This window comes from Streptomyces sp. TRD_SC_5, from assembly GCF_056836825.1.
The window spans coordinates 1048319-1073418 of sequence record NZ_JBWZZS010000001.1 but is presented as its reverse complement, the minus strand read 5'-3'; the positions used below and the strand labels follow the sequence as shown (position 1 = coordinate 1073418).

Sequence of the window (25100 nt, the reverse complement as noted above, 5' to 3'; positions counted from 1 at the left end):
AAAACCCAGTACCCGAACGTTCGGCACCCGAGGAGACGCCCCGACGCGGCACCGACCCACGCGCGGGGTCAGCTCCCCCGCCCCCGCCCCACCGCCCCGCCCACCCCCGCCGCCACCCACCGCCCGGCCAGCCGCCGCCCACAACCCGGCCCCAGTCGCCGGTGACCCCGCCGCCCCCGGCCCGTAAGGTATTCGCGAGGGCCCCGAACCCCGCCCCACCAGCCGCTTCACCGTCGCAGCGGCGCCAGGCCCAAGCCGCCGAGCGGCAGGACCGCAAGCCGCACCCACCTCCCCGTCCGAGGAGCCGCACGCCATGACCGCGCCGCACGCCGCCGCAGGCGACCCGTACCCCGCCTACCCCGTAGGACTCCGCCTCGCCGGGCGGCGCGTAGTCGTCATCGGCGGCGGCCAGGTCGCCCAGCGCCGCCTCCCGGCGCTCATCGCGACCGGCGCCGACATCGTCCTCGTATCGCCCTGCGCCACCCCCTCAGTTGAGGCGATGGCAGAGGCAGGCGAGATCCGCTGGGAGCGCCGCCCGTACGCAGAAGGGGACCTGGCCGAAGCCTGGTACGCCCTGATCGCGTCCACCGACACCGCCGCCAACACAGCCGCGTCCGCCGAAGCCGAACGCACCCGCACCTGGTGCGTCCGCTCCGACGACGCCGAGGCCGCCACCGCCTGGACCCCCGCCACCGGCCGCTCCGAGGGCGTGACCGTGGCCGTCCTCACCAGCGGCGGCCCCGACCCCCGCCGCACCGCCGCCGTACGCGACGCCATCGTCGAGGGCCTGCGCGACGGAACCCTCGTGGCCCCGCACCACCGCACCCGCACCGCCGGCGTCGCCCTGGTCGGCGGCGGCCCCGGCGACCCGGACCTGATCACGGTCCGCGGCCGCCGCCTCCTCGCCGAGGCGGACGTAGTCATCGCCGACCGACTCGGCCCGCGCGACCTCCTCGACGAACTCCCGCCGCACGTCGAGGTGATCGACGCCGCGAAGATCCCGTACGGCCGCTTCATGGCCCAGGAGGCCATCAACAACGCGCTGATCGAGCACGCCAGAGCAGGCAAGGCGGTCGTACGCCTCAAGGGCGGCGACCCGTTCGTCTTCGGCCGGGGCATGGAGGAGGCTCAAGCCCTCGCCGAGGCCGGCATCCCGTGCACGGTGGTCCCCGGCATCTCCAGCTCCATCAGCGTCCCGGGCGCGGCCGGAATCCCCGTCACGCACCGAGGAGTCGCGCACGAGTTCACGGTGATCAGCGGCCACGTGGCCCCCGAGGATCCGCGCTCCCTCGTCGACTGGAAAGCAGTAGCCGGCCTGCGCGGAACGCTCGTACTGCTCATGGCCGTCGAACGGATCGGCGCGATCGCCGAGGCCCTGACGGCGTACGGCCGCTCGCCCGAGACGCCCGTGGCGATCATCCAGGAGGGCACGATGGCGGCCCAGCGCCGCGTGGACGCGACGCTGGCGACGGTGGCGGAGAAGGCCAGGGCCGAGGACGTACGCCCGCCGGCCGTCATCGTCATCGGCGACGTGGTCACCGTAGGACCGAAGCAAGCGAAGTAGACCGGCCGGCAAGGGAACGGGCGTAACCTCCGGTAACCAAACCCCCGCTCCACCCGTTGGCACCGCATCCACGACAAGGCAGTATCACCCTGTGGCCGATCTCATCACCATCGACGACCCCGACGACCCGCGCCTGAGCGACTACACGGGCCTGACCGACGTCGAACTCCGGCGCAGGCGCGAGCCCGTCGAGGGCCTCTTCATCGCCGAGGGCGAGAAGGTCATCAGACGCGCCAAGCACGCGGGGTACGAGATGCGGTCGATGCTGCTCTCCGCCAAGTGGGTCGACGTCATGCGCGACGTCATCGACGAGGTCCCGGCCCCGGTGTACGCCGTGAGCCCGGACCTCGCCGAACGCGTCACCGGATACCACGTGCACCGCGGCGCCCTCGCCTCGATGCAGCGCAAACCGCTCCCGACGGCCGAGGACCTGCTCGCGACCGCCCGCCGGGTCGTGGTCATGGAGGCGGTGAACGACCACACCAACATCGGCGCGATCTTCCGCAGCGCCGCCGCGCTGGGCATGGACGCGGTACTGCTCTCCCCGGACAGCGCCGACCCGCTCTACCGCAGGTCGGTGAAGGTCTCCATGGGGGCGGTCTTCTCGGTGCCGTACGCCCGCCTGGAGTCCTGGCCGAAGGACCTGGAGCACGTACGGGAGGCCGGCTTCAAGCTCCTGGCCCTCACCCCCGACGAGAAGGCTTCGGTCATCGACGACGCGGCCCCGCACCGCCTCGACCGGGTGGCCCTGATGCTCGGCGCGGAAGGCGACGGCCTGTCCCGGCAGGCGCTCGTCGCCGCCGACGAGTGGGTCCGTATCCCGATGGCACACGGCGTCGACTCGCTGAACGTCGGCGCGGCGGCCGCGGTGGCGTTCTACGCCGTGGCGACGGGCCGCCCAAAGCCCTGAGCGGCCCACGGCCACGGGAGAGCCGGGCTCCGACCGCCCGCGCCCCGGGGCCCGGGGCTCAGAAACCGTGCGGCCCCTCCAGGGCCGCCTGCCGCTCGACATCAGCGGTTACGCCGAGACTCCTGGCCGGCCCCTGACACCCCTGCGCCGCCGCGATCCCCAGCGCCACCAGCAGCGTCACCACGACGAAGACGACGAGGCGCTGCCGCAGCAGCCTGGGATTCGCCGGACGACGCCCGGCCGACGTCGTCCGGGGCCCCGGTCTCGTCCCCTGGCGCCCGTTCGTACGCCCGCCGGAACGCGTCGTATCGCGCCCGGCCGAGGGGCGTGAACCCGTCCGCGGGGCCGAGGCGCGCGAAGCGTGCCCGCGCGCCGCGGACGTGCCCGACGAGCGCCCCCGCTCGGTGTCCTGCTCGACGTACCGTTCCGCGAGCCGCCCGGTGGGCCGGTCGTGATCGGCGCGGGGAGCGGGAGGCCGGGCCTCGCCGACGCCCTGGGCCTCCCGGGCCGCGATCTCCTTGAGCCGCATCGAGAGCTGAAGCGTGCTGGGACGCTCCTCCGGATCCTTGGCGAGGCAGGCCCGCACCAGCGGAGCCAGCGCGTCCGGCACGCCGTACAGCTGCGGCTCCTCATGCACCACGCGGTACAGCATGACCTCGGAACTGCCCTGCCCGAAGGGGGAGTCGGCGGTCGCGGCGTACGCGAGCGTGGCCCCCAGCGCGAACACGTCCGTGGCCGGCGTGACCGCCGCGCCGCGCACCTGCTCGGGCGCGAGGAAACCGGGGGAGCCCACCGCGGTACCGACATGCGTGAGGGTGCTCGCACCGGTCGCCCAGGCGATGCCGAAGTCGATGATCCGGGGGCCCTTGGGCGACAGCAGGATGTTCGACGGCTTGAGGTCGCGGTGGACGACACCGGCCTCGTGCACAGCCACCAGACCCTCCGACAGCGCCGCACCGATGGCGGCCACGTCGGAGGCCATCAGTGGCCCTTCCTCCGCCACTTTGTCGTGCAGCGAAGGACCCGGTACGTACTGGGTCGCGAACCACGGCCGGTCCGCCTCCAGATCGGCGGCCACCAGCCGGGCCGTACAGCCGCCGCGGATCCGCCGCGCGGCGGACACCTCGCGCGCGAAGCGGGACCTGAACTCCTGATCCTCCGCCAGGTCCGGCCGGATCACCTTCAGGGCGACGCGCTGGCCGCGCCGGTCCGAGCCCAGATAGACGACTCCCATGCCGCCCGCCCCGAGCCGCCGGTGAAGCCTGAACGAGCCGACGACACGCGGGTCCTCGCGCCGGAGCCGCATCATCGCCATGTCCGTCCCCTACCTCTGGTGGGGCCTCCCCCACCCCGCTGCTGACCGGTCCGTTTCGACGTCGCACAGCTTACGTACCTGCGGCCCGGTGTGCTCATAGGCCGCGCCCTCGCGAATCGATCGATTGTCAGTGCCGGGTGGGAAACTTGAAGAGTGGTCAGGGGACGGCCGATCCGCCGTCCCCGGCCCGTGCGAGATCTCAAAGGTCCGTTCGCAGAAGGGGGATTGGATCAATGAAGGGCGATCGCGTGGAGATAGTCGTCGACGCGGGAGACACGACCCGCACGTACGAGGTGGTGGCCAGCCGGGCAGGCCGACGGGTGGAAACAGCGGTCCGCAGGGGAGTGGTGGAAGTGAGTGAAGTCACCCGCAGCGGCTCCGTAGTACGCACAGCGCGCTTCATGGCGACCAGGGTGCTGGCCCTGGTCGAACAGCCGGTCCCGAGGGAGGACGCCTCCGAACACGCCTGAGACTCCGTGCGGCAGAGCGTCCCCTCCGGGAAGACCCCAAGAGGCAAGGCCGCCTCTCCACCCTGGGGAGTACACCGCCGGGCCGTGGCTCATCCTCCGGGAGGCCCGGCAATCAGTACGCGGGCATGACGCCCCGGCCGTGGCACGCACCTAATGTTGAGGTCAAGCGGCGGGTGAAGCACTCGTCCCCCGAGGTCAGACACTCGCCGCTGCCAAAAACGACAGGAGAGGGACCATGGCGGACACGGCATCCCGGACGATGATCCGTACGCAGGGACGCAGGGCATTCGCCTCGTTCGGCGGCCGTTCGTCAGCCACGCGTCACCCGCTGGTGGCGACGGCCATGGTCCTTCCCCTCGCGGCGCTGCTCGTCGTCCTCTTCGGAGGCTGGGAAGCAGTGGTCACACAGGCGTCGTCCGTGGGCGTGATGCTCGGGCGCTGAGCGGCGCCCACGGCCCGGTAGAGCGGACCGGGCCAGGACATCGGGCCGTTTCAAAACCCCGTGGGGACGGGGGTGCGGCGGACGACTGCGTTTGCCCGGACAGCTGGGGAGCTGTCCGGGCAACGCCTTTTTCCCTACCGGGCGGCAGCGCGTAACCCCACACCTGACTGACCGGTGCACGTTCAGGCTTGCCGGGCCTGGCCAAACCGAGCCGGCGGGGAGAATCCAAGGCCGACGCGCAACTGACCCTGTGCGGCAGAGTCCAGCCCGTCCGGCGTGCGAGGCCCGCAGACCGTCCTGGGGCCAAGGGCGTGCCCCCGCGCGGCGGAGTGCTGAAACACCCAGCGCGTAGGCTCCCGATCGGCACCGCACCCGCACCGCACTCCCACCCGCACACTCGCCGCACCCCCACCCGCGCCACACCGCGCCCGCGACGCAGCGCGAACCCGCGCCGCGCCCGCACCCGTGCCGCACCGAGCGCTTCACGACCCCCGGGGAGAGACAGTGACCGCATCCTTCGCGCAAGAGCTGAGCGCCATCGCACACCGCGTCGCAGCCACTCCCGAACCCTCCCGCGTCGACAGTGCAGCACCCGTCTCCCGCGCGGGCAGCGCGACGCCCGCTTCTCAGGCCGGCAGCGCACCACCCGCCCCCCGAACCGGCAGCGCGACGCTCGCTTCCCAGGCCGGCAATGCAGCACCCGCCCCCCGCGTCGACAGTGCAGCACCCGCCCCCCGCGCCGGCAGCGCGACACACGCCCCTCGCGTCGGCAGCGCAGGACCCGCCGTGCCCCGTGTCCGCAGCGCAGCGCCCGCCCCCTGTTCCTGCCAGCGGCCCGACATCCTGGCCGACAGGCCCGACGGCACAGTCGTGCGCCACGGCCGCGTCGTCGCCAAGTGCCACGCCCCCGACACGGATCTCGCCGCCCTCACCGCGCGTATCGCCGTCGCCGCCGACCCGCTCCTCGCCGGAATCCTCCTGCCGCCCCTGCCCGTGCCGGCCGGGAACGGCGACGCCTTCACGACCCTGCTGCACGGCCGGCCACTCAGCCTGTGGCCGTACGGAACGCCCGTCGACCCCGAGGACCCCGACGCCGCCCCGTGGGAAGACGCCGCCGCTCTCCTCGCCCGGCTGCACGCGATCGCTCCCGGCGCGCTCCAACTCCCCGCATCCCTCCCGCCCATGCGCGGCCCCGCGAAGGCCGCCCGCGCCGTCGCGCGGATGCACGCGACAGGCCCGCACCCCGCCACCGTCACGACCCCCGTGCTCCGCGCCTGGGCCGGGCTGCCGGCCTGGGCCCGCGACGAAGCCCCGTCCCCGCGCGCGGCCCTCTGCCACGGTGACCTCCACCTCGGCCAGCTGGTCCGCCGCCCCACGCCGACGGGCCCCACGCCCACGGGGCCCCACGGCCGCTGGCTGTTGATCGACGTGGACGACCTGGGCATCGGCGACCCCGCCTGGGACCTGGCCCGCCCCGCCGCCTGGTACGCCGCCGGCCTGCTCGCGCCCGACATCTGGGACCTGTTCCTCGGCGCGTACCGGGCCGCGGGCGGCAGCGGCGTACGCCCCGACGGCGACCCCTGGCCCGAACTCGACGTACCCGCCCGCGCCCTGACCGTCCAGACCGCCGCCCTCGCCCTCGCCAAGTCCGCCGCCGAGAACCGGCCGTTGGACGAGGTGGAGGAGATGATGATCGAGGCCTGCGGCCGTATCGCCGCCCTACCGCCCGAGTTGGGGTGCGAAGAGTCCGAAGCCGCGTCGTAGGGTGAACGGACCGTCGCCGGGCATGCATTCCGGCGATGCCGAACCGACGGCGAGGAGTTGACCGGACCATGCAGTGCCCCAAGTGCCATGCACCCATGCACACGTACAACCGCAATGGTGTCCAGATCGAGCAGTGCAGCGGTTGCCGCGGGATATTTCTCGACTACGGCGAGCTGGAGTCGCTGACGCGCCTCGAGTCGCAGTGGACGCAGCAGGCCCCGCCCCCGCCGCCGGCCCAGCAGGCCTACCCCGCCGCGCCCGCACCCGCCTGGGGCGCCCCGCAGCACGGTCATCACGGCGGCCACCACGGCGGTCACCACGCCGGCCATCGCCAGAAGGGCTTCGGCCGGATGCTCTTCTCGTCCTGACCGGCCGGACGGCAGAGCACGAAGCAGAGCACGAGAAGCCCCCGGCCGATTCCGCGGCCGGGGGCTTCTTCTCGATGGTGCGCGATACTGGGATTGAACCAGTGACCTCTTCCGTGTCAGGGAAGCGCTCTCCCGCTGAGCTAATCGCGCGAGGGTGTTCAGTTGATCTTGGTCTTTCCGTACTGCGAACTGCGTGCGCGATACTGGGATTGAACCAGTGACCTCTTCCGTGTCAGGGAAGCGCTCTCCCGCTGAGCTAATCGCGCGGGACGGACACCCCGGTCAAGTACAGCCGGGGATCCAGTGGACGATACTGGGATTGAACCAGTGACCTCTTCCGTGTCAGGGAAGCGCTCTCCCGCTGAGCTAATCGTCCTTGGAGGTGGAGACGGGATTTGAACCCGTGTAGACGGCTTTGCAGGCCGTTGCCTCGCCTCTCGGCCACTCCACCAGGAGTGAATGACAGGGGTTCGGGAAGATCCCCCACACCGAGCGGACGACGAGATTCGAACTCGCGACCCTCACCTTGGCAAGGTGATGCTCTACCAACTGAGCCACGTCCGCTTGTCTTACCGGGGCGTTTCCGTGTCCCGGCGACGTGTTGAACTCTAGCGGATACCGGGGCCAGTACAAAAACGCGTTTGTGCAGCGTGCTGCGCTGCCTCCGCCCCGGCGCAGGTCATCGCGGTCCGCTCTACACTCGGGGCCGTGCACGACCTTCCCCCTTTGGCCCGCTTCGGCGGCCTTGTCGCCTCTGATCTGCGCGATGTGACCAGTGATCCCGCCGCACTCGACTCCGCCGGCTTCTGGGCCGTGACCGCGGACTTCGAGGGCGGGCTCGTCTGTGCCCGTTTCGGCGACGTACGCACCGAGCCGGTCCCCCCGCCCGTGGCCGGCGCCTGGCGCGGGCCCGCCGCCGGTGACTGGACGTCGTCGATGGACCGCGCAGCGTACACGGCGGGCGTACGCCGCATCCGCGAGCACATCGCGGCCGGGGAGGTCTACCAGGCCAACCTCTGCCGCGTCCTGAGCGCGCCGCTGCCCGACCGGGCCGGCGCGCGCGCCGACGTCGACGCGCTCACCGCCCTCCTCGCCCGAGGCAATCCGGCGCCGTACGCAGGAACGATCCGCCTCCCCGCGCACGGCGTGGAGATAGCCACCGCGTCCCCCGAGCTCTACCTCCGCCGGGACGGGCGGGCCGTCGAGTCCGGACCGATCAAAGGCACCGGACGGACAGCGGACGATCTCCTGGAGAAGGACCACGCCGAGAACGTGATGATCGTGGACCTCGTCCGCAACGACCTGGGGCGAGTCGCCGTACCGGGCTCCGTGAGCGTTCCGGAGCTGTGCGTCGTCGAACCGCACCCCGGTCTCGTCCACCTCGTCTCCACCGTCCGCGCCGAACTCGCGCCCAGCGCCGGCTGGCCCGCGCTGCTCGCCGCCACGTTCCCGCCGGGCTCGGTGACGGGCGCCCCCAAGTCGAGCGCCCTGACGATCATCGAGGCCCTGGAGACCGCGCCGCGCGGCCCGTACTGCGGAGGCATCGGCTGGGTAGACGCCGACCGAGGCACCGGCGAGCTGGCCGTTGGCATACGGACCTTCTGGATCGACCGCACCCTCCCCGGCGGCCCCGTCCTCAGGTTCGGTACGGGCGCCGGCATCACCTGGGGTTCCGACCCCGAGCGTGAGTGGGAAGAGACCGAACTGAAGGCGGCAAGGCTGCTCGCGGTAGCGTCGGGCACGTACCGGGAGATGGGAAGGACCGCGTCATGAAACTTTGGGTCGACGGCGGGCTGCAGGACGCGGCCACTGCCAGGGTGTCCGTACTCGATCACGGTCTGACCGTGGGCGACGGCATCTTCGAGACGGTGAAGGCGACCGCGGGGCGGACCTTCGCCCTCACCCGGCACCTGGACCGGCTGGCCCGTTCGGCGCGCGGTCTCGGGCTGCCCGAGCCCGATCTCGACGAGGTGCGCCGCGCCTGCGCCGCCGTCCTGGACGCCAACCCGATGGAGCTCGGCCGGCTGCGGATCACCTACACCGGCGGCCTCTCGCCACTCGGCTCCGAGCGCGGCGACACCGGCCCCACCCTGATCGTCGCCCTTGGGGAGGCCGGCCGCCGTCCCGACAGCACCGCCGTGATCACCGTCCCGTGGACGCGCAACGAGCGCGGCGCCCTCACCGGGCTGAAGACCACGTCGTACGCCGAGAACGTCGTCGCACTGGCCCGAGCCCGCGAACAGGGCGCGTCCGAGGCGCTCTTCGCGAACACCGTCGGACAACTCTGCGAAGGCACGGGCTCCAACGTCTTCGTCGTACTCGGCGGCAGGCTGCTCACCCCGCCCGTCTCCTCCGGTTGCCTCGCCGGCATCACGCGCGCCCTCGCCGTCGAATGGACGGGAGCCGAGGAGGCCGACCTGCCGTTCGACGTACTGGAGCGGGCCGACGAGGTCTTCCTGACCTCCACGCTGCGCGACGTGCAGGCGGTGCACCGGGTCTACGGCCGCCAACTGGTGGGCGCGCCGGGGCCCGTGACGGCCAAGGCCATGCGCGTCTTCGACGAGCGCGCCGCGTCGGACCTGGACCCGTAAAGCGCGGGAATTCGGGATGACGGGTGGCCGTCCGGTGGGTACAACTTCCCTGATGACCACAACTCTGCGGCCCACAGCGCCGCTTCAGCAGGGTGCCGACGGCGCCAAGTCGCGTACGTACGACGTGTGCGTGAACAGCCGCCCGGTAGGGGCCGTCGAGCTGTCCACGGACGTTCGCTTCGGGGCCGGCGTCGGCCGCATCGCCGCACTGAGCATCGACGAGGCCGACCGGCGCCGGGGGAGGGCGACGGTCGCCGCGCTCGCGGCCGAGGAGGTGCTGCGCGGCTGGGGCTGCGGCCGCGTGGAGGTGTCCGTCCCGGCCGAGGCGGTGGCCGCGCGGCACATGGCCGCTGCTCTCGGCTACACGGAACGCGGCCGCAGCATGGCCAAACCGCTGCCCGCACACCCTCCCGCGCTGCCCGAAGGCGTCGTGGGCAGACCGATGAGCGAGCGTGAATTCGATAGCTGGCTGGCCCACACCAAGGTGGGGTACATCCGCTCCCTCACCGCGCGCGGCTTCTCCGAGGGGGCGGCCCGGGCCAAGTCCGACGCCGACCACGGCGCCGCTCTCGCCGACGGAGTCGCCACCCCCGACGCCTACCTCGGCGCCCTCGTCCGCGGCGGCGCGGTGGTGGGCACGCTCTGGCTGGCGCTGCGGAACCCGCGCCCGGGTCAGAGCGGGGCGTACGTCTTCGACGTCGAGGTGGCCGAGGCGTACCGGGGCCAGGGGCTCGGGCGCGCGCTGCTGCTGCTCGCCGAGCGTGAGGCGCTGGCAGCCGGGGCCGAGCGCATAAGCCTCCACGTCTTCGCGGACAACACCCCGGCCCTGCGGCTGTACGCATCACTGGGCTACGAGCCCGTGTCGTACCACCTCTGCAAGCAGCTGCTCTGAGGGCCGTGAGGGTCAGGAGAGCAGCCGGTCGACGATCTCCTCGATGCGCTCCCGCAGCCCTTCCTGGCTCTTGCCGCCGTCCAGCCGCTCGCCGTCGATGACGTACGTCGGCGTGCCGGTGACGCCGATGGCCTTGCCCTCGGCCTGGTCGGCGTCGACGATCAGCAGGTGCCGGCCGTCGATCAGGGCGGTGTCGAACTCCTCGGCGTCCAGCCCCAGTCCGGTCGCGACCTCCAGCAGGAGAGGCTCGCCCTTCGTCGCGAGCTCCTTGGTGCGGGCGAGGAGCGCCTCCACGTACGGCCAGCCCTGGCCCTGGTCGACAGCCTCTTCGGCCGCCTGCGCGGCCGCGTAGGCGTGCTTGTTCTTTTCGAGGGGGAAGTGGCGCACGCGTACGTCGAGCCGGTCGCGGTAGCGCTCACACAGGGCGCGCACGTCGTCCAGCGCGGTGTGGCAGTCGGGGCACTGGAGGTCGCACCAGAGGTCGAGGACGACGGGGCGCGCGGGAGAGGAGTCGGTCATGGGACCAGTCTCCCAGCCCGGCCGGCGGGCCCCCAACCGGGACCTGGGGAGGAGAAGCGCCCCCGAGATCTCCCTGAGGTCGTACGGGGGCGTGGCCCCGGCAGCCTCGGCCGGTGCAGGATGGAGGGGAACGTACCCCCCGTACACCCTGGCACTGGAGGACCGGATGCTGGCAGAGACGATCTGTTCCGCGGCGTCCGCGGCCGGTCTGGGCATCGCCGCGATCACCGCGTACCGCAAGCGATTCCTGGCTGCGACGCGCATTGCCGCCTATTCGCTCGTGCCGGTCGGCCTGGTGATGACCGGCGTCGTCGCGTGGGTCGCGGGCATCGCCTTCAAGCCGGGGGTCTGGGCGGGCTTCGGCCTGCTCGGCCTGTCCTGGCTGCTCTTCATGACGACCAGGGCGGTGGAGCGCCGCTCCGGCGGCACCCGCAAGGAGCGCAGGGCGGCGCGCGCCGCGCAGCGCGAAGCGGTCGCGCCGCAGGCGTCCGCGCCGTCGCTCGGGTCGGGCCTGCCGGCGGCCGCGCAGCAGAAGCAGCCTCAGGCTCGGGCGAAGGCGTCGCAGCAGCCGCAGCCGAAGCCGAAGGCCACCGGGGCGGGCGAGGACTTCAGCGACATCGAAGCGATCCTGAAGAAGCACGGCATCTGAGAGGCGCCGCATCTGAAGGGGTGGCGTCTGAAGCGAAAACTGGCAACTCGGACGCCGAAGTGATCACCAGGAGATCACGAAAGGCCAAGATGCGGCGAACTGGCCGCCCATGTGGGCGTGTTGGTCATCGCAGGTGGCTGTGCTGCGTCATCATCGGCCCGAGATGCTGGACACATCCCGGGGCGAAGCCCCCGCACCCACCGAAGAACCGCGCGGTTGCCTCTTCGCGCTTTCCCAGCCACCCCTGATGATCTTCCTCGGGGTGATCGGCTTCCTGCTGCTGATGGCCGCGATGCACGATCTCTTCCTGCTGTGAGACCGGTGAGTGCGTGACGCCCGCGTCGCGTCAGCCCGCCGCTTCCTTGCGTCGGGCCCGGTACGCCGCCACATGCAGCCGGTTGCCGCAGGTGCGGCTGTCGCAGTAACGGCGGGACCGGTTGCGCGACAGGTCGACGAAGGCCCGCCGGCAGTCCGGCGCCTCGCAGCGGCGCAGCCGTTCCTGCTCGCCGGAGACCACGATGAACGCCAGCGCCATCCCGCAGTCCGCAGCGAGGTGGTCGGCGACCGACGCGCCGGGTGCGAAGTAGTGCACGTGCCAGTCGAAGCCGTCGTGGTCGGTGAGCCGCGGTGTGGTGCCGGCCGCCGCCACGAGCTGGTTGATCAGCTCCGCGCAGGTGTGGGGGTCGGGCGCCTTGAACACGTCCGTGAAGCGCCCCCGCACGTCCCGTACGGCCCGCAGGTCCGCCTCGGTAAGCCTGCCCACGTCGCTGACGTCATGGAGCCGCACAAAGCCGTACAGCGCCTCGATGTCGGCGAGCCGGTCGCTCTGGTCGCTCTCCGGCGCCGTGTTCACCAGATCGACGACGACGTCGAGGGCGCGCCTGGTGTCGTGGGGGATCAGCACGATTCGCTCCCTGGCCTGCTGCGGGCGGGCGCCCGCAGATGCCGGTCGACTTTAGCGGCTCGCGCCCTGAGCGCACCGGCGCCGTCCCCGCGGTGGAATCCGCGGAGACGGCGCCGGTGTGTGCCCTATGCAGTTGTCCGCCCCGCGCCGTCGCCCCGAGTCGGACGGCGTTGGGTGGCTCTCGGCCTGGCTCAGTTCTCCGCCAGGATGTGTGAGAGTTCCGTGTCGAGGTCGAAGTGACGATGCTCGGTACCCGGTGGTACCGCGGCGTCCGTCCGCTTCAGGAAGGATTCCAGGGCCCGCGCCGGGGCTTCGAGCAAGGCTTCTCCTTCCGGGGAACTCAGAGCGATGCAGACGACGCCCTGGCCGTGACTGCGGGACGGCCAGACTCTGACGTCGCCGGTACCGGTGGGCCGGTGAAGGCCCTCGGCGAGGAGATCGCGGGCGAACACCCACTCGACGGTTTCCTCGGCTCCGGTGTGGAAGGTGGCATGGACGGCGTAGGGATCGGCCGTGTCATACCGCAGGCCCGCGGGTACAGGCAGTGATGACTCGCTCGACACTACGAGGCGCAGGTGCAGCTCGCAGCTGACCGTGGTGTTCATAAGCGCCAGGGCCTTTCGCTCAGTGTGCGCTCGGGGATTCGCACGTCGGCGAAATCGACATGCCACCTACGGTGTCGTTGTAAACCCCTCTGACCTTTTTGCGGCGCTTCAGGTACCTCGTCCGGCGGAGTGACACTTGATGCGGTACGACCATTTCGGCCACTCGATCCGTTCGGGTAGGTTGGGCCTCATGAATGCGGAGAGTAACGAGCGGGAAGAAGTCGTCGGTCCGGCGACCGCAGCGCCCGCCACGGGGGGCGTGACCGGGGACGAGCGAGAGCTGGGTTCGCGGGCGCCGCAGATCATCAAGCGTCACAGGACGCTGCACCTGAGCTGGCAGGTCGGCGTGTTCGTCATCGGCCTGGCGGTCGTGGTGGCGGGCGTGATCATGCTGCCGCTGCCGGGGCCCGGCTGGCTGGTGATCTTCGGCGGTATGGCGATCTGGGCGACCGAGTTCGTGTGGGCGCAGCTGGTGCTGCGCTGGACGAAGCGGAAGGTCACCGAGGCGGCCCAGAAGGCACTCGATCCCAAGGTCCGGCGGCGCAACATGATCCTCACCACGATCGGTCTGGTGATCATTGCGGTGCTGGTCGGGATCTACGTCTGGAAGTTCGGCATGGCGATGCCGTGGAGCATCGAGCAGTAACCGGTAATCGGTTCGGGGGACGCGCTGACATGGGGTAATGTGTGCGGAGCGCCGGGGCGATTAGCTCAGTGGGAGAGCGCTTCGTTCACACCGAAGAGGTCACTGGTTCGAACCCAGTATCGCCCACCCGGACCGAAGGCCCGGAAGACGAAAGTCTTCCGGGCCTTCGTCGTTCCCGGCCGCCTTCCGGCCGGAAACGACCGCCCTCAGCGCATCCGGCCCAGGGTCTCCCGCAGCCGGCGCGCGTCGCGCAGGCGCTGCTCGTACGTCGCACCCACGGCCAGGAGCAGCAGGCCCGCGAGGGCCGGCGGCAGCCAGCGGGGGAGAGCCCCGACGACCTGGACGACGTACGGCGCGAGCTCGTGGAGAGCGACCAGGGCGAGTACGGCGGAACCGAGCACCAGCAGCGCCTGGAGCCGGTGCCTGGCGCCCGTCAGGGTCACCGCCAGGGCCGCCGCCCCGAGGAGCAGCGGGCGCAGCCAGCCCTGGTCGCCCCAGGCCGCGATCAGGCTCGGCAGCAGAGTCGCGGCGAGCCCCGGTCCGTACGCCGTCCAGGACGAGGCCCGCGGGTCGCGCCGGCGCCGCAGCACCCCGATCACGAGCGCCGGGACGGTGACGGGCAGCGTGTACGCCTCGGGCGTGACGACGTCGGACGCGCCGAGGCGGACCCAGGCTGCCAGTACGCAGAGCACTGCGGCCGCGTATCCCACGGGGCGGCGGTCGGCCCGTACGGCCGTGCCTGCCGTGATGACCCCGCACAGGGCCAGGACCAGCGCGAGGGTGGGCGCGTGGCCCGTCGCGAGCCCGATCGCGAGCAGCGCCGCCCCGGCGCCCGCGACCTCCAGGGGCAGTGCGGTGACGTGCGCGCGAATGCGGGCGGCGAGCGCGGCAGCCGCCGCGGGAACGACGAGGATCGCCAGAGCGGCCTGGTGCGGCGCGAGTTCGAGCGAGGCGGCGCCGGCGCCGGTCAGCCCGGTCGCGAACACGACTGCCGCCGCCGCGGAGGCAGGCGGCGTAATGGATCCCTTGGCGAGCACGGCGGCCACGCCGAAGAGCGCCGCCATGACGCCGAGGACGGGGAAGGTGGCGGCCTCGGCTGCCAGTGACAGCAGCGAGACGGAGACGGCCGACGCGAGAGCGCAGGCCAGTGCGGTGAGGGCGAGGGGTTCGCTCGCCGCGAGCCGTCTGCCGGTGCCGGTCGCCCGGCCGTCTGCGGGCCGGACGGACGCCGGGGCGGACGGGGCAGGGGCTTGGCCGGGCAGGGCGCCGCTGCCGGTGAGGGCCGGGCGTACCGCCAGGAACAGGGGCGCGGCGGTCAGGAGCACGTACAGGGTTACGGCCGCCGGATAGCCCAGGTCCAGCGCGGCCGGGGTGGCGTACGCGGCCGCCCAGGCCAGAGCGAGAGCCACGCATGCCGCCGGGGCGCGCCAGGTGGAGCCGGGCGCGCTCAGGCGCCGCGCTGCCGTGACGACGGCGGCCACGGTCAGCAGGACCAGAGGGGCCGCGGGCGTCCGGGACCAGGGCAGCTCCGAGGAGAGCGCCTCGCGGACGCCGGCCGGGGCACCGGACCAGGCACGCTCCGCCCAGGCGGCCGGGCCCAGCAGCGCGACCGCCACCGGCGGCAGCGCCCACAGAGTGCCCCCGGCCAGCACGGCACCGGACGCACCGGCCAGACCCAGCACCATGGGGCGCGGCAAGCTCGCCCGTACGACGGCCAGCAGGGCCACCGCACACAGCACGTACCCGGGCACGGCCCAGGCGTCCGGCACGGCGGGCCGCAGCACACCACCGACGGCGGCCAGTACAGCGAGCCCGGCCACGGCGGAAGCCGCGACGGCGTGCGGCGACCACGCGGCGGCGCTTGGAGCGGGCGCCGTGCCCGGCGGCGGGGCCAGAACGTGCGGCGGGGCCACTGCGTGCGGCGGGGCCTCGCTGTCCGGCGTCGCTGCGCCGGTCTGCCGCACGGGCGCCGCCTGCGGCAACGGCGCACGCCATGCGGCGAACAGGCCGAGGGCCGCGATCGCCAGCAGCAGTACACCCGGACGCAGCGCCTCGGCGGGGCTGCCCGCCGCCACCGACATCGTGCCGGCGCTCAGCAGCGCCCCCGCGCCCGTCAGCCACGCCCCGGCGCAGGCCAGTGGGCGCACCCCGCGGCCCGTGCCCCACAGAGCCACGGCCACGTCGAGCGCGGCCGTCGCCAGCAGGGCCCAGGTGAGCGTCAGCGGACCCGGGCCGGCGACCAGTGCCCAGAGGAGGAAGGGGAACTGAGCGGCGATCAGCGCCGCCGGCAGCGGCAGCCGGAGCCTGCCGAAGCCCAGGCCGTACGCCGTCCAGAGCGCCGCCAGCGCCGCCGAGCTGATCGCGGCGTACGCGAGACCGTCCGTGTCCGGTGCGGCCACCCGGTGCACGGCGTACGCGTCGAGCACCGTGAGCGCGAGGCCGAGCGCGGCCACCGACTCGGCGGTCGAGACGAGCCCGCGGCGCAGCAGCAGGGCCGGCGCGGCCAGCGCCAGTGCCGTCACGGCGCCCAGTACCGCCGAGCGTCCGCCGATGCCCATGTGGCCCCAGCTGACCAGTGTGAAGGCGACCGCGGCGACCGTCAGCAGGAGGCCGCCGAGCGTCAGCAGTACGTTCTGGGCACTGCGCGGCGAGGCTTCCCGGGGGGCGTGCGGCGCCTGAGGCACGTGCCCGGCGCCGAAAGCAGTCCAGCCGGGCGGCGAAAAGGGGTTCTGCGGGGTGACGGCCTGCTGCATGACACTGAGCAGCCAGGCCCTGCGGGCCAGCAACTGGGCACGGCGAGCTTCGATTTGTACCAGTTCGCGGTCGAGGATCACCAATTCCTCGGCGGGCGGTGGCGCGTTCTCCATGGTTGAGGAGTGTGGCGCCTGACACACGCCGGGGTCATGGGTCCGGATACTCACCGCGTACTCAGACGCCGCCTGAGTACGCATGGACACGCGTCCCGCGCGCAGACTTGAGACATGAACTGGAGTCATTACCGCTTCCGCAGTGTGTGGGACCTGCACGCCCCGCCCGGCGCGGTCTACACCGCCCTGGAACGCGTCGACGCGTACCCGCGATGGTGGCCACAGGTACGTCGGGTCACCCGCGTCGACGACCGTACCGGCGTCGTACGGATCCGTTCCTTCCTGCCGTACGCACTCGAAGTCACCGTTCATCAGAAGCGCCGCGCACCGGAAACCGGCGTACTGGAAGTGGCCATGACGGGCGACATGGACGGCTGGGCGCGCTGGACCGTACAACCGCGCGGCGCCGGCGGCACGCGGGCCGTCTACGAGCAGGAAGTGGAGGTGCGCAAGGCGCTGGTGCGGCGGCTCGCCGTACCCGGGCGCCCTTTGCTCATCGCCAACCACGCGGTGATGATGCGAGCCGGGCGGCGCGCGCTCGCGGCCGCCCTCGCGGTTTGAACCAACCCCGGGAGGGGTTGTATGGTTCAGTCCGTTCCCGGGCGATTAGCTCAGTGGGAGAGCGCTTCGTTCACACCGAAGAGGTCACTGGTTCGAAACCAGTATCGCCCACCTGGGAAGGCCGGTCCGTCGCAGACGGACCGGCTTTTTTGCGTTCCCGTACGCCGTCCGCTCAGGCGGCCGCCGCGGGCATCTCAGGACGCAGCGGCCACGCCGGATTCACCGCCTCCTCCGACCCGTTGCGCGCGAACCACGCCTGGAGGCCGCGCGCCTGAGCCGCGTGCCACACCGCCTGCAGGGTGTGCAGCTCGGCCGGGGAAAGCCGCTCCAGACGCGTGGCGAAACGACGACCCAGCGCCCGTGCGACCTCCAGGGACGCCGTCGCGTCGGCTGCCGCGTCGTGCGCGCCGTCCAGCTCCACCTCGTACTGCGCACACAGATCGGTGAGCGTACGGCGGCCCTTGCGATAGCGGTCCAGATGCTTGTCCAGTACGCGCGGATCCAGCACGCACAGCGGACGGCTGTCCAGATAGCGCGTCAGCGACGACGCCCGGTGACGCCTCAGCTCACGGTCCAGCAGCGTCAGGTCGAACGGCGCGTTCATCACCACCAGCGGCCGCCGGGCGATGCTCTGCTCGGCGAGACTCCTGGCTATCTCCTCCACGACCGGCGCGGGCCAGCGGCCGTTGCGCTGCAGGTGATCGTCCGTCAGGCCGTGGATCCCGGTTGCCTCCGGGGGCACCGGAATGCCAGGATTCACCAGCCAGCGCGTCGCCCGCACCCGCCCGCCCGGCGCGTCCTGCACGACCAGGGCGGCGGAGACGATGCGGTCCTCCTCGACATCCACGCCCGTCGTCTCGGTGTCGAACGCGGCCAGGGGTCCTTCGTACCAGCACGTCATGTCGAACTCCTCTTGCTCCCTTGGCAGATGGCGTGCGTCCCCTGCCCGAACCGGTGATACCCGGCTCGTTTGTGCGGTACGCCGTTTGGAGGAGAGCAGGAGCGGAGACAACACAGGTGACGGCACGGGCGGTTGACGGACCGTCGCGGGGAAATGATCGGCACAGCCCGGAAGGCACTCGTCAGCCATGGCGCTCACGCAGCCCGAACCGGGCGGGCTGCTGCCCGAGCGGACCGCACCGCTGCGCGGCGGACTCGCCACCACCGCCTGCATGGAGACTCTTCAGGTGGGCTATCTGCACGCGGTCGCGGCGGCCGCGGGATGCTCTCTCTCACAGCCGTTTCCGGACAACGGCATCGACTGGCACGTGAGCCACAGCGCTCCCGAGCACACCGTCGATGACGAAGTCACCATCAAGGTGCAGCTCAAGTGCACCTACCAGATACCGCCGCACCCGGCCGGGAGCGCCTTCTCCTTCACGCTCGACAACGCGCATCTGGAGAAGCTCGCCCGCAGCCCGGTGTCGGTGCACAAGATCCTGGTCGTGATGCTCGTACCGCGGACCCAGGAGGACTGGCTGCGCGCCGGCCACGACCGCCTCGACCTGCGCCACTGCTGTTACTGGACCAACCTGGCCGGACACCCGGTGACGGGCAGGCGCAGGACCACTGTGCGGATCCCGACCTCGCGGATATTCGACGACCGGGCACTCTGCGAGATCATGACCCGGGTCGGGGCGGGAGGGAGACCCTGATGCAGAACCGGCCGATCGACGAACCCCTGCGACCACACCCGAGCACGGAGCCCGACGACGCCTTCGCCACGGGCCCCGGTGTCTGGGACGCCGGAGCGGGACCCGACCCCGCGCAGGTCGACCCCGTCGTGCTCGGCGTGCTGCTCGCCCGGCACGGCTGGCGGCGGCGCGGGGGAGCGGCGGGACGCTACGCGCGGTGGACGCCGCCCGGACCTTCCGGCGGCGGTACGAGCCTGCTCGTACCGGAGAGCAGGGCGTTTCCCGACAGCGACGACCTGCTCGGCGAGGCACTGACCGCGCTCGCCCGCTGCGCCGCGCCCTCCGCCCGCGAGGTGCTGGTCTCGCTCGCCGTCCCGAGTGACGAGATCCGGTGGTGGCGCGACGTACCCGAAGGCCCTTCCGGAGCCGCCTCCTGGACCGCGCAGGAGCAACTGCGCTCGGCGGCACGCCAGATGCTGCTCGCGGCGGCGCTCGCCGCGCGGGGCCGCGCCGGGTACTACGGGGCGCGGCACCGGCGGCAGGCGCAGACCTCGCTGGAAGGCGTACTGGTGGGACCGGCGCCCGGCGGACGCGCGCTCACCGCGTTCGTACCGGTGGAGGCGGGGCGAGGGGCCGTCGTACGGCTGCACCACGCCCTGCACGCGGCCCGCGAGGCCGTCGACTACAAGCGGGCGACGGGCGGCATGGAGGCCTTCGACTCGGCCGTCGAGGCCGGGGTGAGCCGCGAGCTGACGGACGCGCTGATCGCGCTGGTGCACGGCTCGGAGGGCACCCGGATCGGGCTCGAGTGGTCACCGGCGGCCGGGGTGCCTCAGGGGTGCGCGGCGCATCCCGAGGCGGTGGAGTTCTCGCCGGGTGACCTGCCGGCGCTGCGCGAGGCGGGCGCGCGCTACATGCTCGACGAGCCGTCCGTCGCGGTACGGATCACGGGCGCGGTCGTCCGCATGCGGCGCTCGGGGCCGCGCGGGACCGGCACCGTGCGGCTGCGCGTCCTGGCGGGCGCGGAGGTGCCGTACGTACGGGTGGTGCTCGACGAGGAGGCGTACCGGATAGCGGGCCACGCCCACCTGGTCGGGCTGCCGATCCGGGTCCACGGCCGGCTGGAGAGCCGGGGCGGCTTCCGGCGGCTCACGGGGGCGGAGAGTGTGGTGCCGGTGCAGGTGGACGACGCGGAGCGGGACCGGCTGATGAAGTCGCTGCAGGAGAACGTGGACTTTTTCGAGGAGGCGTGCGGAGGGGACTAACCGTTTCGCGAGGAGGTCACCCGGCTCGGTACAGTTAGTCGCTACGCGCGCAACGACTTACGCGCGACCCCCTCAGACAGGAGTGACCGGTGTCGGACGTCCGTGTGTTCATCCAACGCGATTCCGAGCGGGAAGAGCGCGTGGTGACGACGGGCACTACGGCGGCCGAGCTCTTCCCCGGCGAGCGCACCGTCGTGGCCGCGCGGATCGCCGGCGAGCTGAAGGACCTGGCGTACGTCGTCGCGGACGGCGAGGAGGTCGAGCCGGTCGAGATCTCCTCGGAGGACGGCCTGAACATCCTGCGCCACTCCACCGCGCACGTCATGGCGCAGGCCGTGCAGGAGCTGTTCCCCGAGGCGAAGCTCGGCATCGGCCCGCCGGTCAAGGACGGCTTCTACTACGACTTCGACGTCGAGAAGCCGTTCACCCCCGAGGACCTCAAGGCCGTCGAGAAGAAGATGCAGGAGATCCAGAAGCGCGGGCAGCGCTTCTCGCGCCGCGTCGTCTCGGACGAGGCCGCCCGCGAGGAGCTGGCGGACGAGCCGTACAAGCTGGAGCTCATCGGCATCAAGGGTTCGGCCTCGACCGACGACGGCGCGAACGTCGAGGTGGGCGGCGGCGAGCTGACCATCTACGACAACCTCGACGCCAAGACCGGCGACCCGTGCTGGAAGGACCTGTGCCGCGGTCCGCACCTGCCGACCACCCGGAACATCCCCGCGTTCAAGCTCATGCGCAACGCCGCCGCCTACTGGCGCGGCAGCGAGAAGAACCCGATGCTCCAGCGCATCTACGGCACCGCGTGGCCGTCGAAGGACGAGCTGAAGGCGCACCTGGAGTTCCTCGCCGAGGCCGAGAAGCGCGACCACCGCAAGCTCGGCAGCGAGCTGGACCTCTTCTCGATCCCCGAGCAGATCGGCTCGGGCCTCGCGGTCTTCCACCCCAAGGGCGGCATCATCCGCCGGGTCATGGAGGACTACTCGCGCCGCCGGCACGAGGAGGAGGGGTACGAGTTCGTCTACACCCCGCACGCGACCAAGGGGAAGCTCTTCGAGACCTCGGGTCACCTGGACTGGTACGCCGACGGCATGTACCCGCCCATGCAGCTCGACGAGGGCACGGACTACTACCTCAAGCCCATGAACTGCCCGATGCACAACCTGATCTTCGACGCGCGGGGCCGGTCCTACCGTGAACTGCCGCTGCGCCTCTTCGAGTTCGGGACCGTGTACCGGTACGAGAAGTCGGGCGTCGTGCACGGCCTGACCCGGGCCCGCGGCTTCACCCAGGACGACGCGCACATCTACTGCACGAAGGAGCAGATGGCGGAGGAGCTCGACCGTACGCTCACCTTCGTCCTCGGCCTGCTGCGCGACTACGGCCTGACCGACTTCTACCTGGAGCTGTCCACCAAGGACCCGGAGAAGTTCGTCGGGTCGGACGAGATCTGGGAAGAGGCCACCGAGACCCTGCGGCAGGTTGCCGAGAAGCAGGGGCTCCCGCTGGTCCCGGACCCGGGCGGCGCGGCGTTCTACGGTCCGAAGATCTCCGTCCAGTGCAAGGACGCCATCGGCCGTACCTGGCAGATGTCGACGGTCCAGCTGGACTTCAACCTGCCGGAGCGCTTCAACCTGGAGTACACCGGTCCCGACGGCAGCAAGCAGCGTCCGGTGATGATCCACCGTGCTCTGTTCGGCTCCATCGAGAGGTTCTTCGCGGTACTGCTCGAGCACTACGCGGGCGCGTTCCCGGCGTGGCTGGCTCCGGTGCAGGCGGTCGGCATCCCGATCGGTGACGCGCACATTCCGTACCTTCAGGAGTTCGCCGCCGAGGCGAAGAAGAAGGGGCTGCGGGTCGAGGTGGACGCTTCCTCGGACCGTATGCAGAAGAAGATCAGGAACCAGCAGAAGCAGAAGGTTCCGTTCATGATCATCGTCGGTGACGAGGACATGAGCGCGGGCACGGTCTCATTCCGTTACCGCGACGGGTCGCAGGAGAACGGCATCGCGCGCGACGAAGCGCTGGCCAAGCTCGTCGACGTCGTAGAGCGTCGCGTTCAGGTCTGACCCTTGCCGCGCGAGCGGCTCCGAGCCCCCGGCGAGCAACTAGCCCGCCGGGGGCTCTCCCGCGTTCTCGTCCTCCCGCGCGAACGTCTGGATCAGCCAGGACGAGAACGAACCCGTCACCGCGCCCAGCAGCGCGAGGCCGCCCGCCATCAGTCCCGCCGCGATGGTCCGCCCGCCCCACGTCACCGGTGACACATCGCCGTACCCGACCGTCGTCAGCGTCGAGCAGACCCACCACACGGCGGCCCCGAAGGTACGGATCGTGGCGCCGGGAGCCGCGTGTTCCTGCTGGTAGACGGCCAGCGCGCCGGCGAAGCCCAGCAGCAGCGCCGTCATTCCCGCGTACGTGATCACGCGCGCGTGCAGGCTGAGCCGGGGCCGCTCGCGCCTGCGCTGCACCGCCGTATACACCCGCACCATGCGCAGCGGGCGCAGCAGCGGCATCAGCAGCACCACGGTGTCCAGCCAGTGCGTACGTACGAAGCCCAGCCGCCGCCCCGCCAGCCTCCACCGCACCAGATAGTCGGCGGCGAAGAGGCTCCACAGGACCACGATCACCGCCACGCACACGGTGCGCCAGGCCGCGGGGAGGTCATGGGCGAGCACCAGGACCGCGTACGCGGTGAGGAAGAGGAGCGATGCGGCGAAGAGCGGGATCTCGCTCCACCGCTGCCAGCGTCGCGCCGGGCTTTCATGATCGGCCTGCATCGCCCCAGCATGGCCGCCAGGCCCCTGGCTGCGCCCCGGCGACACGTTCGGCGGGGGTCAAGTCATATGCTGCACTCCATGACGATTGAGCCGGAGCAGCAGATCGGAGTCGGGACGCCGGACGCGTTCCAGCGACTGTGGACACCCCACCGGATGGCGTACATCCAGGGGGAGAACAAGCCGACCGGTCCGGGGGCCGAGGACGGCTGTCCGTTCTGCTCGATTCCGGCGAAGTCCGACGAGGACGGTCTCGTCATCGCGCGTGGTGAGCACGTGTACGCGGTGCTGAATCTGTACCCGTACAACGGTGGCCACCTGATGGTCGTCCCGTTCCGCCATGTCGCCGACTACACGGACCTGGACGACGCCGAGACCGCCGAGCTCGCCGCCTTCACCAAGCGCGCGATGGCGGCGCTGCGTACGGCCTCCGGGGCGCAGGGTTTCAACATCGGGATGAACCAGGGCGCGGTCGCCGGGGCGGGCATCGCCGCGCATCTGCACCAGCACGTGGTGCCGCGCTGGGGCGGGGACACGAACTTCATGCCGGTCGTCGGGCACACGAAGGTGCTGCCGCAGCTGTTGGGGGACACCCGCAAGATGCTGGCCGACGCCTGGCCGGCCGCCTGATCCACGGGCGCCCCCACTCTGCCCGCCTTACGCGTCGTACACGTCCGCCTTCCTCGGTGCCGCGTCCTGGACCAGGCCGCTGAGGATCAGGGAGCGGTTGCTGAAGCGGTCGGTGTCCACGCCGTGGTCGTCGAGCACGCGGATGGCCGCCGCGTGGACGACGCGCAGTACGGGCGTGGCCGCGCGCATCGCGTCGTCGGCCATGAAGCGGTGCCGCCAGGGCTTCTCGGCCCAGGCGTGCCGCAGGCCGAAGGGCTCCGGGAGCGCGATCTTGCCGCCGAAGTAGTCGAGGAGCGGCGGGAACCAGGTGAACGGTGCGCGGACGGTCAGGCGTACCACCTCGTTCGCGTCGACGAGCGGCTGCTGCTTGTCGACGGTCTCCCAGAACTTGACCGCCTTGCTGACCGTCACCGTCTTGGGCTTCGGCTTGGTGGTGAAGAGCGAGTGGACCGGGCCGAGGGCGTGGCCGGTGACCTCGATGCGCAGTGTCTCGTGCAGCACGGTGACGGTGATCAGCATGGTGATGACCAGCTGGCCGTCCCAGAGTGTGAACTGCACGCCCAGATAGTGGCGGTTTCCCGCGCCGAACTGCTGCTCGTTGCAGATCCGCTGTATCTCGTGGCCCTTGATCTGGAACGCGTCGACGTCCTGGCCGCCCGGCCTGGCCACCTCGTCCGCGTTCTCGCCGATCGGCGCGACGACCCAGTGCCGCACGGAGGGCTTCGGGAAGCCGCCGGTGTGCAGCGGTCCGCGCTCCAGCATGCGCAGCTGGTCGTGGATGACGCGTATGACGTCCCAGCTGCGGAAGCCGTGGATCTCCTTGCCGGGGTCCTTCGATACGAGCTCTTCGGCGAGCTGCCAGCTGCCCCAGCGGGTGCCCATGCCCAGTATTCCCTTGGGGCCCGCGTAGAAGACCGAGTTGCTGTACTGCTCGGCGGTCAGCTTGGCGAGCGACTGGCGCAGCTGCTCCGCGGCGGACTCGTCGGGGTCGCGCGGTACGGCTTCGGGGATCTTCGCGCCCACGCCGCCGCCCGACAGGAGGCCCTCCCAGCGGCTCCGCATGTCCTTGGCCGTGGACTCGCTGATCTGCTTGGCCCACAGCCAGCCGATGACCGGGGCGACGAGCATCGCCCGCAGGTAGATCGCCCAGAAGCCGCCGAAAGGCAGCTTGATGAGGACGATCACGAGAAGCCCGCCGACGGCGACCAGGGCGGCGGTGGCGAGGGCGCCGGCCCGTTTGTCCATGGCGCCGGCGATCGTGCGGCGCAGCTGGAAGACGACCAGCCAGATGAGCAGCCCCGGAAGGAACAGCAGGCCGAAGAGGGCCATGATGCCGGTGAGTTTCGCGTCCCGCTCCTTGCGGATGCGAGTCGCGGCGAGACAGTGCTCGACGACGGTCTGCGGTTCGGTGCCGAAGGACTGGATGAGCGCCTTGCGGGCCCCGCCGAGCATGCGCACCTGCACGGCGCGCGAGAACGCCTCGCCCAGATTCGGCTCCAGCAGGGTGAGCTTGCCCTTCTTCACCTCGGACTTGTGCCATTCGCTGTTGGCCTTGAGGATCTCGGTGACCGGGCTGTCGCGGTACGCCGCCGAGGCGAGGGCCTGTGTCGCCGCGGTCTGCCCCGCCGAGCCCTGGAGCGGGACCTGCGCTCCCGGTGAGAAGTCGAACCCGTCATCCGCCACTGCTGCCCCCATCGCCGCACGCAACCGCTCCTGCGGCCTGTTCCCAACTA

25 protein-coding genes and 7 tRNA genes are annotated in these 25100 nt (G+C 71.6%); 19 read left to right on the top strand and 13 right to left on the bottom strand.

The annotated features are described in order from the left end of the window. Window positions 1-313: 313 nt before the first annotated feature. Together cobA and AC1P0E_RS05035 are read left to right on the top strand one after the other, a co-directional pair. A complete protein-coding gene (gene cobA, locus AC1P0E_RS05040; RefSeq protein WP_482740932.1) occupies window positions 314-1564 on the top strand; it encodes a uroporphyrinogen-III C-methyltransferase in 1251 nt (416 codons plus the stop codon). A gap of 91 nt (window positions 1565-1655) precedes the next feature. Next, window positions 1656-2474: a TrmH family RNA methyltransferase gene (locus AC1P0E_RS05035; protein ID WP_482740931.1), complete on the top strand. Its 819-nt coding sequence runs from the start codon at window positions 1656-1658 to the stop codon at window positions 2472-2474. Window positions 2475-2532: 58 nt separating this feature from the next. Here AC1P0E_RS05035 and AC1P0E_RS05030 read toward each other — a convergent pair whose 3' ends face one another. After that, on the bottom strand, window positions 2533-3789 hold the full coding sequence (locus tag AC1P0E_RS05030) for a serine/threonine-protein kinase (RefSeq protein WP_482740930.1): 1257 nt from the start codon (window positions 3787-3789) through the stop codon (window positions 2533-2535). Between the two features lie 233 nt (window positions 3790-4022). Here AC1P0E_RS05030 and AC1P0E_RS05025 point away from each other — a divergent pair, with 233 nt between their 5' ends. The 4 genes from AC1P0E_RS05025 (at window position 4023) to AC1P0E_RS05010 (ending at window position 6833) form a co-directional block, all read left to right on the top strand. Continuing rightward, the gene (locus AC1P0E_RS05025) at window positions 4023-4259 is read left to right on the top strand and encodes a hypothetical protein (RefSeq protein ID WP_482740929.1); all 237 of its coding nucleotides are present in this window, start codon (window positions 4023-4025) and stop codon (window positions 4257-4259) included. Window positions 4260-4494: 235 nt separating this feature from the next. Continuing rightward, the gene (locus AC1P0E_RS05020) at window positions 4495-4701 is read left to right on the top strand and encodes a hypothetical protein (RefSeq protein WP_482740928.1); all 207 of its coding nucleotides are present in this window, start codon (window positions 4495-4497) and stop codon (window positions 4699-4701) included. A 786-nt stretch (window positions 4702-5487) separates the two neighbouring features. After that, window positions 5488-6465, top strand: a complete 978-nt coding sequence (locus tag AC1P0E_RS05015) for a phosphotransferase (RefSeq protein WP_482740927.1) — start codon at window positions 5488-5490, stop codon at window positions 6463-6465. A gap of 68 nt (window positions 6466-6533) precedes the next feature. Continuing rightward, on the top strand, window positions 6534-6833 hold the full coding sequence (locus tag AC1P0E_RS05010) for a TFIIB-type zinc ribbon-containing protein (RefSeq protein ID WP_482740926.1): 300 nt from the start codon (window positions 6534-6536) through the stop codon (window positions 6831-6833). 75 nt (window positions 6834-6908) lie between these two features. Here AC1P0E_RS05010 and AC1P0E_RS05005 read toward each other — a convergent pair. From AC1P0E_RS05005 to AC1P0E_RS04985, 5 genes are all read right to left on the bottom strand, one after another. Next, window positions 6909-6983, bottom strand: a tRNA-Val gene (locus AC1P0E_RS05005). 44 nt (window positions 6984-7027) lie between these two features. Continuing rightward, window positions 7028-7099, bottom strand: a tRNA-Val gene (locus tag AC1P0E_RS05000). Window positions 7100-7137: 38 nt separating this feature from the next. Continuing rightward, a tRNA-Val gene (locus AC1P0E_RS04995) sits at window positions 7138-7209 on the bottom strand. Between the two features lies 1 nt (window position 7210). Beyond that, a tRNA-Cys gene (locus AC1P0E_RS04990) sits at window positions 7211-7284 on the bottom strand. 40 nt (window positions 7285-7324) lie between these two features. After that, a tRNA-Gly gene (locus AC1P0E_RS04985) sits at window positions 7325-7397 on the bottom strand. 144 nt (window positions 7398-7541) lie between these two features. Between AC1P0E_RS04985 and AC1P0E_RS04980 the strand changes: the two genes are divergently transcribed. Genes AC1P0E_RS04980 through AC1P0E_RS04970 form a run of 3 tightly spaced genes read left to right on the top strand, consistent with a single transcriptional unit; the run spans window position 7542 to window position 10316 of the window. Continuing rightward, complete coding sequence (locus AC1P0E_RS04980; RefSeq protein ID WP_482740925.1) at window positions 7542-8606, top strand: chorismate-binding protein; 1065 nt, start codon at window positions 7542-7544, stop codon at window positions 8604-8606. Continuing rightward, entirely contained in the window at window positions 8603-9424 is an 822-nt protein-coding gene (locus AC1P0E_RS04975) for an aminotransferase class IV (RefSeq protein WP_482740924.1), read from the top strand. The genes AC1P0E_RS04980 and AC1P0E_RS04975 overlap by 4 nt, the downstream gene beginning before the upstream one ends. A 52-nt stretch (window positions 9425-9476) precedes the next feature. Then, on the top strand, window positions 9477-10316 hold the full coding sequence (locus AC1P0E_RS04970; protein WP_482740923.1) for a GNAT family N-acetyltransferase: 840 nt from the start codon (window positions 9477-9479) through the stop codon (window positions 10314-10316). Between the two features lie 12 nt (window positions 10317-10328). Here AC1P0E_RS04970 and AC1P0E_RS04965 read toward each other — a convergent pair whose 3' ends face one another. Beyond that, window positions 10329-10835: a DsbA family protein gene (locus AC1P0E_RS04965; RefSeq protein WP_482740922.1), complete on the bottom strand. Its 507-nt coding sequence runs from the start codon at window positions 10833-10835 to the stop codon at window positions 10329-10331. A 166-nt stretch (window positions 10836-11001) separates the two neighbouring features. On the opposite strand from AC1P0E_RS04965, the gene AC1P0E_RS04960 reads away from it, so the two are divergent. Next, window positions 11002-11484 (top strand): hypothetical protein, encoded by a 483-nt coding sequence (locus AC1P0E_RS04960; RefSeq protein WP_482745653.1) that lies wholly within the window; start codon window positions 11002-11004, stop codon window positions 11482-11484. A 163-nt stretch (window positions 11485-11647) separates the two neighbouring features. Next, window positions 11648-11800, top strand: coding sequence for a hypothetical protein (locus AC1P0E_RS04955; RefSeq protein ID WP_167368049.1), 153 nt, complete (start codon window positions 11648-11650; stop codon window positions 11798-11800). A 30-nt stretch (window positions 11801-11830) separates the two neighbouring features. Here AC1P0E_RS04955 and AC1P0E_RS04950 read toward each other — a convergent pair whose 3' ends face one another. Together AC1P0E_RS04950 and AC1P0E_RS04945 are read right to left on the bottom strand one after the other, a co-directional pair. Further along, entirely contained in the window at window positions 11831-12388 is a 558-nt protein-coding gene (locus AC1P0E_RS04950; RefSeq protein WP_482740921.1) for a CGNR zinc finger domain-containing protein, read from the bottom strand. A gap of 191 nt (window positions 12389-12579) precedes the next feature. Then, window positions 12580-12993: an SsgA family sporulation/cell division regulator gene (locus tag AC1P0E_RS04945; RefSeq protein WP_003987206.1), complete on the bottom strand. Its 414-nt coding sequence runs from the start codon at window positions 12991-12993 to the stop codon at window positions 12580-12582. 190 nt (window positions 12994-13183) lie between these two features. On the opposite strand from AC1P0E_RS04945, the gene AC1P0E_RS04940 reads away from it, so the two are divergent. Further along, a complete protein-coding gene (locus AC1P0E_RS04940) occupies window positions 13184-13639 on the top strand; it encodes a TIGR02611 family protein (protein ID WP_482740920.1) in 456 nt (151 codons plus the stop codon). A 54-nt stretch (window positions 13640-13693) separates the two neighbouring features. Next, a tRNA-Val gene (locus AC1P0E_RS04935) sits at window positions 13694-13765 on the top strand. Between the two features lie 80 nt (window positions 13766-13845). Here AC1P0E_RS04935 and AC1P0E_RS04930 read toward each other — a convergent pair. Further along, window positions 13846-16506, bottom strand: a complete 2661-nt coding sequence (locus tag AC1P0E_RS04930; protein WP_482740919.1) for an SCO7613 C-terminal domain-containing membrane protein — start codon at window positions 16504-16506, stop codon at window positions 13846-13848. Between the two features lie 114 nt (window positions 16507-16620). Between AC1P0E_RS04930 and AC1P0E_RS04925 the strand changes: the two genes are divergently transcribed. Both AC1P0E_RS04925 and AC1P0E_RS04920 read left to right on the top strand, forming a co-directional pair. Beyond that, the gene (locus AC1P0E_RS04925; RefSeq protein ID WP_482740918.1) at window positions 16621-17067 is read left to right on the top strand and encodes an SRPBCC family protein; all 447 of its coding nucleotides are present in this window, start codon (window positions 16621-16623) and stop codon (window positions 17065-17067) included. Between the two features lie 39 nt (window positions 17068-17106). After that, window positions 17107-17178: transfer RNA gene (locus AC1P0E_RS04920), tRNA-Val, on the top strand. A 61-nt stretch (window positions 17179-17239) separates the two neighbouring features. On the opposite strand, the gene AC1P0E_RS04915 is transcribed toward AC1P0E_RS04920, so the two are convergent. Further along, complete coding sequence (locus tag AC1P0E_RS04915; protein WP_482740917.1) at window positions 17240-17968, bottom strand: exonuclease domain-containing protein; 729 nt, start codon at window positions 17966-17968, stop codon at window positions 17240-17242. A gap of 187 nt (window positions 17969-18155) precedes the next feature. On the opposite strand from AC1P0E_RS04915, the gene AC1P0E_RS04910 reads away from it, so the two are divergent. The 3 genes from AC1P0E_RS04910 to thrS all read left to right on the top strand — a co-directional run bounded on the left by AC1P0E_RS04910 (window position 18156) and on the right by thrS (window position 22032). Continuing rightward, window positions 18156-18722, top strand: coding sequence for a DUF4365 domain-containing protein (locus AC1P0E_RS04910; RefSeq protein WP_482740916.1), 567 nt, complete (start codon window positions 18156-18158; stop codon window positions 18720-18722). Continuing rightward, complete coding sequence (locus AC1P0E_RS04905; protein ID WP_482740915.1) at window positions 18722-19966, top strand: hypothetical protein; 1245 nt, start codon at window positions 18722-18724, stop codon at window positions 19964-19966. Before AC1P0E_RS04910 ends, AC1P0E_RS04905 begins: the two co-directional genes overlap by 1 nt. Window positions 19967-20055: 89 nt before the next feature. Beyond that, window positions 20056-22032, top strand: coding sequence for a threonine--tRNA ligase (gene thrS, locus AC1P0E_RS04900; RefSeq protein WP_482740914.1), 1977 nt, complete (start codon window positions 20056-20058; stop codon window positions 22030-22032). Between the two features lie 39 nt (window positions 22033-22071). Here thrS and AC1P0E_RS04895 read toward each other — a convergent pair whose 3' ends face one another. Then, window positions 22072-22740, bottom strand: coding sequence for a potassium channel family protein (locus tag AC1P0E_RS04895; protein WP_482740913.1), 669 nt, complete (start codon window positions 22738-22740; stop codon window positions 22072-22074). Window positions 22741-22806: 66 nt separating this feature from the next. Here AC1P0E_RS04895 and AC1P0E_RS04890 point away from each other — a divergent pair, with 66 nt between their 5' ends. Continuing rightward, on the top strand, window positions 22807-23367 hold the full coding sequence (locus AC1P0E_RS04890) for an HIT family protein (RefSeq protein ID WP_482740912.1): 561 nt from the start codon (window positions 22807-22809) through the stop codon (window positions 23365-23367). A gap of 27 nt (window positions 23368-23394) precedes the next feature. On the opposite strand, the gene AC1P0E_RS04885 is transcribed toward AC1P0E_RS04890, so the two are convergent. Continuing rightward, window positions 23395-25062, bottom strand: coding sequence for a hypothetical protein (locus AC1P0E_RS04885; RefSeq protein ID WP_482740911.1), 1668 nt, complete (start codon window positions 25060-25062; stop codon window positions 23395-23397). Between the last annotated feature and the right edge of the window lie 38 nt (window positions 25063-25100).

Excerpts from the sequence above, each read along its gene's own strand:
- AC1P0E_RS04905 (WP_482740915.1), top strand. The coding sequence starts at position 18,722 with ATGCAGAACCGGCCGATCGACGAACCCCTGCGACCACACCCGAGCACG.
- AC1P0E_RS04895 (WP_482740913.1), bottom strand. The coding sequence starts at position 22,740 with ATGCAGGCCGATCATGAAAGCCCGGCGCGACGCTGGCAGCGGTGGAGC.
- AC1P0E_RS04885 (WP_482740911.1), bottom strand. The coding sequence starts at position 25,062 with ATGGGGGCAGCAGTGGCGGATGACGGGTTCGACTTCTCACCGGGAGCG.
- AC1P0E_RS04955 (WP_167368049.1), top strand. The coding sequence starts at position 11,648 with ATGCTGGACACATCCCGGGGCGAAGCCCCCGCACCCACCGAAGAACCG.
- AC1P0E_RS04940 (WP_482740920.1), top strand. The coding sequence starts at position 13,184 with ATGAATGCGGAGAGTAACGAGCGGGAAGAAGTCGTCGGTCCGGCGACC.
- cobA (WP_482740932.1), top strand. The coding sequence starts at position 314 with ATGACCGCGCCGCACGCCGCCGCAGGCGACCCGTACCCCGCCTACCCC.
- AC1P0E_RS04910 (WP_482740916.1), top strand. The coding sequence starts at position 18,156 with ATGGCGCTCACGCAGCCCGAACCGGGCGGGCTGCTGCCCGAGCGGACC.
- AC1P0E_RS04890 (WP_482740912.1), top strand. The coding sequence starts at position 22,807 with ATGCTGCACTCCATGACGATTGAGCCGGAGCAGCAGATCGGAGTCGGG.
- AC1P0E_RS04970 (WP_482740923.1), top strand. The coding sequence starts at position 9,477 with ATGACCACAACTCTGCGGCCCACAGCGCCGCTTCAGCAGGGTGCCGAC.
- AC1P0E_RS05020 (WP_482740928.1), top strand. The coding sequence starts at position 4,495 with ATGGCGGACACGGCATCCCGGACGATGATCCGTACGCAGGGACGCAGG.
- AC1P0E_RS04915 (WP_482740917.1), bottom strand. The coding sequence starts at position 17,968 with ATGACGTGCTGGTACGAAGGACCCCTGGCCGCGTTCGACACCGAGACG.
- AC1P0E_RS04930 (WP_482740919.1), bottom strand. The coding sequence starts at position 16,506 with ATGGAGAACGCGCCACCGCCCGCCGAGGAATTGGTGATCCTCGACCGC.
- AC1P0E_RS05030 (WP_482740930.1), bottom strand. The coding sequence starts at position 3,789 with ATGGCGATGATGCGGCTCCGGCGCGAGGACCCGCGTGTCGTCGGCTCG.
- AC1P0E_RS04960 (WP_482745653.1), top strand. The coding sequence starts at position 11,002 with ATGCTGGCAGAGACGATCTGTTCCGCGGCGTCCGCGGCCGGTCTGGGC.
- AC1P0E_RS04925 (WP_482740918.1), top strand. The coding sequence starts at position 16,621 with ATGAACTGGAGTCATTACCGCTTCCGCAGTGTGTGGGACCTGCACGCC.
- AC1P0E_RS04975 (WP_482740924.1), top strand. The coding sequence starts at position 8,603 with ATGAAACTTTGGGTCGACGGCGGGCTGCAGGACGCGGCCACTGCCAGG.
- AC1P0E_RS05010 (WP_482740926.1), top strand. The coding sequence starts at position 6,534 with ATGCAGTGCCCCAAGTGCCATGCACCCATGCACACGTACAACCGCAAT.
- AC1P0E_RS04945 (WP_003987206.1), bottom strand. The coding sequence starts at position 12,993 with ATGAACACCACGGTCAGCTGCGAGCTGCACCTGCGCCTCGTAGTGTCG.
- AC1P0E_RS04965 (WP_482740922.1), bottom strand. The coding sequence starts at position 10,835 with ATGACCGACTCCTCTCCCGCGCGCCCCGTCGTCCTCGACCTCTGGTGC.
- AC1P0E_RS05025 (WP_482740929.1), top strand. The coding sequence starts at position 4,023 with ATGAAGGGCGATCGCGTGGAGATAGTCGTCGACGCGGGAGACACGACC.